The following is a 6,611-nucleotide window of genomic DNA, read 5'->3' on the forward strand; positions in this document are numbered from 1 at the left end:
CGAAGTCACAGGCGATGGCCATGCCGAATTGCTCGACGATGGCTCCATCGAAATCACGTTTGCCTATCACAACGGCGATGAGGTCATCCTCAAGGCCGCGCGACATACTTCTTCAACAGCCTGCTAGGGGTCGCCCTGGTGACCGGGGCATCCAGCGGCATCGGGCAAACAACGGCCAAAGCCCTGCAGAACGCGGGTTTTCGCGTGTTCGGAACCAGCCGTCGCGCGGTCGCCGAACGATCCGACGGCATTACCATGCTGACCGGCGACGTGACCGATGACGCGTCCGTGGCAAAACTTGTACAGGACGTGCTGGCCGAGACCGGGCGCATCGACCTGCTCGTCAATAATGCCGGCGTTGGCCTGCTTGGTGGCGCGGAGGAGTCCTCGATGGCCCAGGCCAAGTCGCTGTTTGACGTGAACGTCTTTGGCGTTATGCGAGTAACCAAAGCGGTCCTGCCGACAATGCGCCGTCAAGGCAAGGGCAGAATCGTCAATTTGAGCTCGGTGCAGGGGTTCATTCCAGCTCCCTATTTCGCGCTTTATTCGTCGAGCAAGCATGCCGTTGAGGGCTATTCCGAATCGCTCGACCACGAACTGCGTCCTTTCGGAATTCGCGTCGTGTTGGTGGAGCCCGCCTATACCCGCACCTCATTTGAAGAAAATCTCGCCAGGCCGGATCAGTTGCTCGATATCTACGACGCCGCGCGCGCGGGTATAAATGCAGCTGTGCGCAAAGCAATGGAAAAAGGCGATGCGCCGGAAGTGGTGGCCAGGACCGTTTTGGCGGCTGCGACCGATCCCGCTCTGAAGGGACGCTATGCGGCTGGAAAAATGGCGCGCCAGGTCAGTTTCCTGCGCCGTTTCGTCCCCGCATCCGCATTCGACAAAAGCCTGCGAAAGCAACTCGGGCTGCCGGTTTGATGACATCGATGAACACCCGTGAAGATCGGAATCATCGACGCTGGAAACATCGGCACCACATTGGCGCGGCGCAACCTGACCCGATTACTCCTGAGAAACGCCCTGCCGTCGTTGGCGTTAGATTAGCGGCATGTTATATTGCAGCGCGGAAGAGCGGGGGCCGCGCCCTTTCAGCACCCGTAAGCGATCTGTATGTGCGACCCCTGCAGACTGGTGGGTATCACGGAAACCTCCCGGCATGGGGTTCGGGATTCGATGGGGACAAGGGGCAATGCTTTACACGCTCGTTATGATGGTCTGCCTGACGGCTGTGCCGCAGACCTGTGAACAACGCGAACAGATGGTGGACGGCCTGGCGATGAATCCCGGGACCGCTTTCATGCAGGCGCAGTCGCTGGTCGCCCAGTGGATCGAGACGCATCCCGGTTATGTCGTGCGGCACTGGCGGGTGCTGCCCGGCCGGGGTTCGTGAGATCCGCAATCGAATGGGGTTCTATTTCTTCGCGCCAAGCGTTTCCGAGACAACCTTGGACAATTGGTAAAGCCGCTGCTCGATGATCGTCGGCACTTCACAGACGTAAGTCAGTGATTGGACGCGTTCATTGAAAATTCGCGTTGCGAATTTCAGCTTTTCGGTTCGCCGATCGATCTCTTCGGGATCTGCATCCGGCTTTGCCCGCAACGCATCGACATCGGACCCTTCCTTCCGCAACGCGGCGGCCATTTCGAGCTGCTTGTGGGCGTAGCGGGAAATGCCCGAAATCACCTGCGAGCGCTCGGCGTCCAGGTGATCGAACATGCCTTGCACCAGCATCGCCATTTTGGGTGCAAGCTGTTCTGCCGGCAAGGAGGCCGCGAAATCCCTGATCTTCTTTTGAGCTTCCGCAATCGGCATCCGGCGAGCTGCCACTTCCTCGATCAGGGCGGAGATCGTGGGGTCCTTCGACCAGTCCTTCGCGGCTGAAGGAAGGTCCGGTCCGTTCCAAATCTGGCCGAGCGAGAGTTGCGGCACCTTGCGCTGCATGCAGGGCCAGTCTGGATCGGGGTTGGCTGCCATGGCGTTAATGCCCGGCGCGAGCATGGCAACCAGAGCCAGGCCGCGAACAAGGCTCATTCGTGCCATCAGGTATTTCCTCCCGTGTCCTGTTTGCGGGTCATCAGGCCGCGCGAAGGGTCGTAGGCAATGATGGCGGCGGCAAGGAACAGCAGCGTGCAGCCGGCAACGACGCCCAGCGACAGCCACTCAACCTGGCCGTAGAAGGCGAAGCGGATCAGTTCGACGGCATAAGTAAACGGATTGGCGAGGCAGATCTTGTAGAGCAGGGGGCTGGCCTCCTGGATACGCCACAAGGGATAGAGTGCCGGAGAAGCGAAATAGCCGGGAAAGATGACGAAGTTCATGATGCCAGCGAAGTTTTCGAGCTGCTTGATCATCGAAGACAGAAGCATGCCGAGCGCGCACAGCATCATGCCTGACAGGAACAGCGCCGGCAGCACGGTGAGATAGCCAAGCGGCGGCGCCTTGACGCCCCAGAACCAGGCAACGATCAGGAACGCGTAAACCTGCGCGATCGACACGGCGACACCGGCGAGCATCTTCGAGATCAGTAAAAACCAACGCGGGAAGGGGCTGACCAGCAGGGTGCGCATGTTGCCCATTTCGCGGTCATAGACCATCGACAGCGAAGACTGCATGCCCGAAAACAGCAGAATCATGCCGCACAGGCCCGGCGTGATATAGACCTCGTAGAGCACGTAGGTCTTGTAGGGCGGGATGATCGATACACCGAGCACCTGCCGGAATCCGGCGGCAAAAATGAACAGCCAGACGAGCGGCCGAACCAGCGAGGATATGAAGCGCTCGCGCTGATGCAGGAAGCGCAGGCACTCCCGCACGACGATCCCTTTTAGGCAAGTGAGGTAGTGACGGAGCCCAAATTGTTCGAAACTCACCGGCGTGAGGGTCGCGACTTTTGCGGGCATTGCGGGAGCGCTCATGGCGACATCTCCGCGATGCCGCTTGTATCGATGCGGTTGAGCCTGGAAAAGGCGTCGCGGATCGAACTGGCACCGCTCATCGCAACGACATCGGCCACCTTACCCTTGGCAACCAGGTCGCCCTGCCGCAGCACGACGACATGGTCGCCGTCTTCGACCTCATCGATCAGGTGCGTCGCCCACAGCACACCGATGCCCTCGGTTTCGACGAGTTTGCGGATGGTGGCCAAAATGCCCGCACGCGACTGGATATCGAGACCGACCGTCGCCTCGTCGAGCAGCAGCAGGGAAGGGCGGTGGAGCAGCGCCCGCGCGATCTCGATGCGCCGCATTTGGCCGCCGGAAAGACTGCGTGCCTTGTCATGCTGGCGGCCATGCATGTTGACTATATCGAGCAGCGCGGCAATGCGCTGCCGGGTTTGGTGTCCGCCGATGCCATGCAATGAGGCATGGTAGGAGAGGTTCTGGTGGACGCTGAGGTCGAGGTCGAGCGTGCGTGCCTGGAACACGATGCCGACACGCCTGAGCGCTTCGCCCGAAGCGCGGCTGACGTCATGGCCGAAGATGCGGATCGATCCGCGGCGGGTGCCGTAAAGATGGCTGATCAGTGAAAACAAAGTTGTCTTGCCGGCGCCGTTGAGGCCGAGCAGAACGGTGAAAGTTCCCGGCGCGATCGAGAATGAGACATCGTTGAGCGCCCGCTTCGCACCATAGGAATGGCTGACGCCGGCAACGTCGAGTGCCGCCACCTCGTCTCCAGCTCCGCTTGTCCTCACGTGCTGCATGCCGCTGGCTCCTTCGGGGCGCGCTGGTTATCTAGTGCACGTGCAACATCCCCGCGGCAAATATTCATCACGTCGGCCTCCCTGATCATTGCTGCGGTCTAGTGGGGCGATATGGCCACGCCCCAAGGCTGCTGGCCCACCGTAACCGATTGAACCGGCTCGTCCGTCGCCGTGTCGATGAAGGTGATGTCATTGGAATTGCCGTTGGTGGTGATCAGCGTCTTCTGATCGGGGGTGAAGTCGAGATGCCAGACGCGCTGGCCGACCAGGATGTATTTTTCCACCTCGTAGGTTTCGGTATTGATGACGGCGACATGGTTCGCCGGGCCGAGCGCGACATAGGCTTTCTTGCCGTCGGCGCTGATCGCGATGCCCACCGGCTGGATGGTTTCGGGCCGCAGTCCCGCAATCGCGAACTGGATCTTCTTCACCACCTCGCGCTTGAGACTATCGATGACGCTGACGGTGCCGCCGATTTCGGCGCTGACCCAGATCTGTGATCCGTCGGGCTTGAATTGCGCAAAGCGCGGACGCGTGTCGACCAGGACATTGTCGGTCACCTCATGGCTGTCGGTGTCGATAAAATGCGCCATGCTGGTGGTTTCGGAGGTGTTGACCATGGTTTTGCCATCGGGACTGATAGCCATGCCTTCAGGCTCCACCCCAACGGGAATCTCGGTCATGACCTGCTTGCTCTCGATGTTGATCGCGGTGACGAGATTGTCGTCCTCGTTGGCGACGTAGAGCGTGGTGCCGTCGGGCGAAAGCACGAACAGTTCGGGATCCGGGCCGGATGGCAGCGTGCCCACAATCTGCAGCGTCCCGGTATCGATGATTTCGATCGTATCGTCATCGCTGGCGCACAAATAGATGAACCTGCCGTCATGCGAGATGGTGATACCGCGCGGCCTCTGGCCGACTTCGACGGTCTTCACCACTTGCATCGTCGCCGTGTCGACGACCGTTATCGTATTGTCTTTCTCGTTGGAGACATAAACGGTGTAAGCCCACGCCGGATTGGCCATGAAGCCGGTTGCGAGAATGGCGAGTGCGCAAGCTCGTCTCTGCACGAAGATTCCTCCCGATTGGTTCTACTTAAGAATGCATTTCGTTTCCGGCTGATCGATACCGAGCGTATCGAGCTCGGAGATCTGGTGGAGATAACCCTCCTGTGGCGATGTCGAGACGACGGATTTGGTGTCGCCGAGCAGGATTGGCTGGCGAAGCTGATGGTTCCATTTGCGGAAGGTCAGCTTCTGTCCCTTGAAGGCGGCGACCGAGAAATCGTCCGAGCGGATGTAGTCGCCGATCTTCTTCGGATCGTCGCCATTGGTCCGCGTGCTGGCTTCGCCCACCGCCCGCACCGCCGTCCAGGCCGACATGTCCTTGGACAGCATTCGCCGGCCGGTCGTCCTCAGGAAACGGCTCTGCATCTGGATGCCGCCCCATTGCTCGCTCGCAGGATGCCAGGACGACGCGACAAGGCCCGCCGTGCCGGCGACCAGCCGTGGTGTCCAGGTGCGGTAGGGCACATAAGTTCCGAACACCTCGCTCTCATCGGCGACAAGCACCACGTCATGCTCCGGCAGATCCTGCGTGAACACGGAAATCTGCTGCTGTATCTGCGTGGCGCCGGTGTCGGTGCGGCGCGCCGTGCCGGTGTCTTTGAACTCCTTCTCGGCGACGATCTGACCGCCGAAGCGGGCCGCCGCGCGGCGCAACGCGTCCGCATATAGATGATCCTGCTCATGCGAACCGTAGAGCAGCACCCAATTCGGCCATTTCTTTACCACGAGATACTGCGCCAGCGCGTCAGCCAGCATGCTTCGCGTCGGCGCGACATGGAAGATATTTATGCGGCAGTCTTCCTCGCGCAGGCTGTCGTCGGTAGCACCGACATTGAAGAGCAGAACGCCCTTGTCGCGGGCGATGTCTGCGATCGACAGCAATTGCCTGGCCGAGAGGTCCGCGACCACATAGCGGTCACCTTTGGCAATCAGATCGTTGAACGCCTGAACCGCTTCGGCGTCCGGCTTGACCTCGGCTATGTCGAGGCTGAATTTCTGGCTGAGGAACTTTCCTGTCGTATTGTTGTCGCCGATCGCCACATTGGCGCCGGCAACACCTTCGTCGCGTGGCGGCAGGTCCAGCAGGGAAAGCGCCAGTTGCGGCGCGTAGGCCCGCAAATAACCTATTCTGATTTCGGTTATCTTTCTTTCCGGCCTGTCGGTTGCGACCGGTTGCTTGCCCGTCACTTCCTGGGCCACCACGTCCGCAATGTCGGCGGTCTGGAAAAAAAGGCACAAAAAGGCCGCGAGAGTGCCCGGCACCGCGCTCGTCATCGATAAAACTGCCTGTTCTTGCACTAAAGTCCGATTGTTCCCGGACCAGCGCGAATTCAAGGTGCCCGCGATGAGCTTAGCGGACCCCACAAGATTTATCAAAGGCCTGCAAGTGGACTTGCGTGTCTGCTTTAGTCCTATGCCTTTTCGTGGGAATACGGCGATGAATGAGCGTGTTGCGGTCTTCGACTCCGAGATGATCCGCAGCAATGCCGGAATGTGAAACTCTATGGGTTGTCTTGGGAGGATTGCCTGATGAAAACGCGCGCCGCTGTTGCCGTCGCCGCCGGAAAGCCGCTGGAGATCATGGAGGTCGACCTCGAGGGTCCTCGCGATGGCGAGGTGCTGATCGAGATCAAGGCAACCGGCATCTGCCACACCGACGAGTTCACGCTGTCGGGCGCCGACCCCGAAGGCCTGTTTCCGGCGATCCTCGGCCATGAGGGCGCCGGCATCGTCGTCGATATCGGCAAGGGCGTCACCTCGGTCAGGAAGGGCGACCATGTCATCCCGCTCTATACGCCGGAATGCCGGCAGTGCCCGTCCTGCCTGTCGCGCAAGA

8 protein-coding genes are annotated in these 6,611 nt (G+C 60.2%); 3 read left to right on the forward strand and 5 right to left on the reverse strand.

What is annotated here, in order from left to right; translation table 11 throughout:
* Nucleotides 1-138: 138 nt before the first annotated feature.
* The gene (locus NMG46_RS29325) at nucleotides 139-924 is read left to right on the forward strand and encodes an oxidoreductase (RefSeq protein ID WP_254820756.1); all 786 of its coding nucleotides are present in this window, start codon (nucleotides 139-141) and stop codon (nucleotides 922-924) included.
* Between the two features lie 271 nt (nucleotides 925-1,195).
* Complete coding sequence (locus tag NMG46_RS29330) at nucleotides 1,196-1,396, forward strand: hypothetical protein (RefSeq protein ID WP_254820757.1); 201 nt, start codon at nucleotides 1,196-1,198, stop codon at nucleotides 1,394-1,396.
* A 21-nt stretch (nucleotides 1,397-1,417) separates the two neighbouring features.
* Here NMG46_RS29330 and NMG46_RS29335 read toward each other — a convergent pair whose 3' ends face one another.
* The 5 genes from NMG46_RS29335 to NMG46_RS29355 all read right to left on the reverse strand — a co-directional run bounded on the left by NMG46_RS29335 (nucleotide 1,418) and on the right by NMG46_RS29355 (nucleotide 6,049).
* Nucleotides 1,418-2,047: a hypothetical protein gene (locus tag NMG46_RS29335; protein ID WP_254820758.1), complete on the reverse strand. Its 630-nt coding sequence runs from the start codon at nucleotides 2,045-2,047 to the stop codon at nucleotides 1,418-1,420.
* Complete coding sequence (locus NMG46_RS29340; protein ID WP_254820762.1) at nucleotides 2,047-2,907, reverse strand: ABC transporter permease; 861 nt, start codon at nucleotides 2,905-2,907, stop codon at nucleotides 2,047-2,049. The genes NMG46_RS29335 and NMG46_RS29340 overlap by 1 nt, the downstream gene beginning before the upstream one ends.
* An 11-nt stretch (nucleotides 2,908-2,918) precedes the next feature.
* Nucleotides 2,919-3,707: an ATP-binding cassette domain-containing protein gene (locus NMG46_RS29345; RefSeq protein WP_254820759.1), complete on the reverse strand. Its 789-nt coding sequence runs from the start codon at nucleotides 3,705-3,707 to the stop codon at nucleotides 2,919-2,921.
* A 98-nt stretch (nucleotides 3,708-3,805) separates the two neighbouring features.
* The gene (locus tag NMG46_RS29350) at nucleotides 3,806-4,732 is read right to left on the reverse strand and encodes a PQQ-dependent catabolism-associated beta-propeller protein (protein WP_254820763.1); all 927 of its coding nucleotides are present in this window, start codon (nucleotides 4,730-4,732) and stop codon (nucleotides 3,806-3,808) included.
* Nucleotides 4,733-4,798: 66 nt separating this feature from the next.
* Nucleotides 4,799-6,049 (reverse strand): ABC transporter substrate-binding protein, encoded by a 1,251-nt coding sequence (locus NMG46_RS29355; protein WP_254820760.1) that lies wholly within the window; start codon nucleotides 6,047-6,049, stop codon nucleotides 4,799-4,801.
* Between the two features lie 255 nt (nucleotides 6,050-6,304).
* Between NMG46_RS29355 and NMG46_RS29360 the strand changes: the two genes are divergently transcribed.
* Nucleotides 6,305-6,611: alcohol dehydrogenase catalytic domain-containing protein (locus NMG46_RS29360; RefSeq protein WP_254820761.1), on the forward strand; the 307-nt coding region annotated here is incomplete at its 3' end.

This window comes from Mesorhizobium sp. LMG 17147 (assembly GCF_024297145.1).
Classification (GTDB): domain Bacteria; phylum Pseudomonadota; class Alphaproteobacteria; order Rhizobiales; family Rhizobiaceae; genus Mesorhizobium.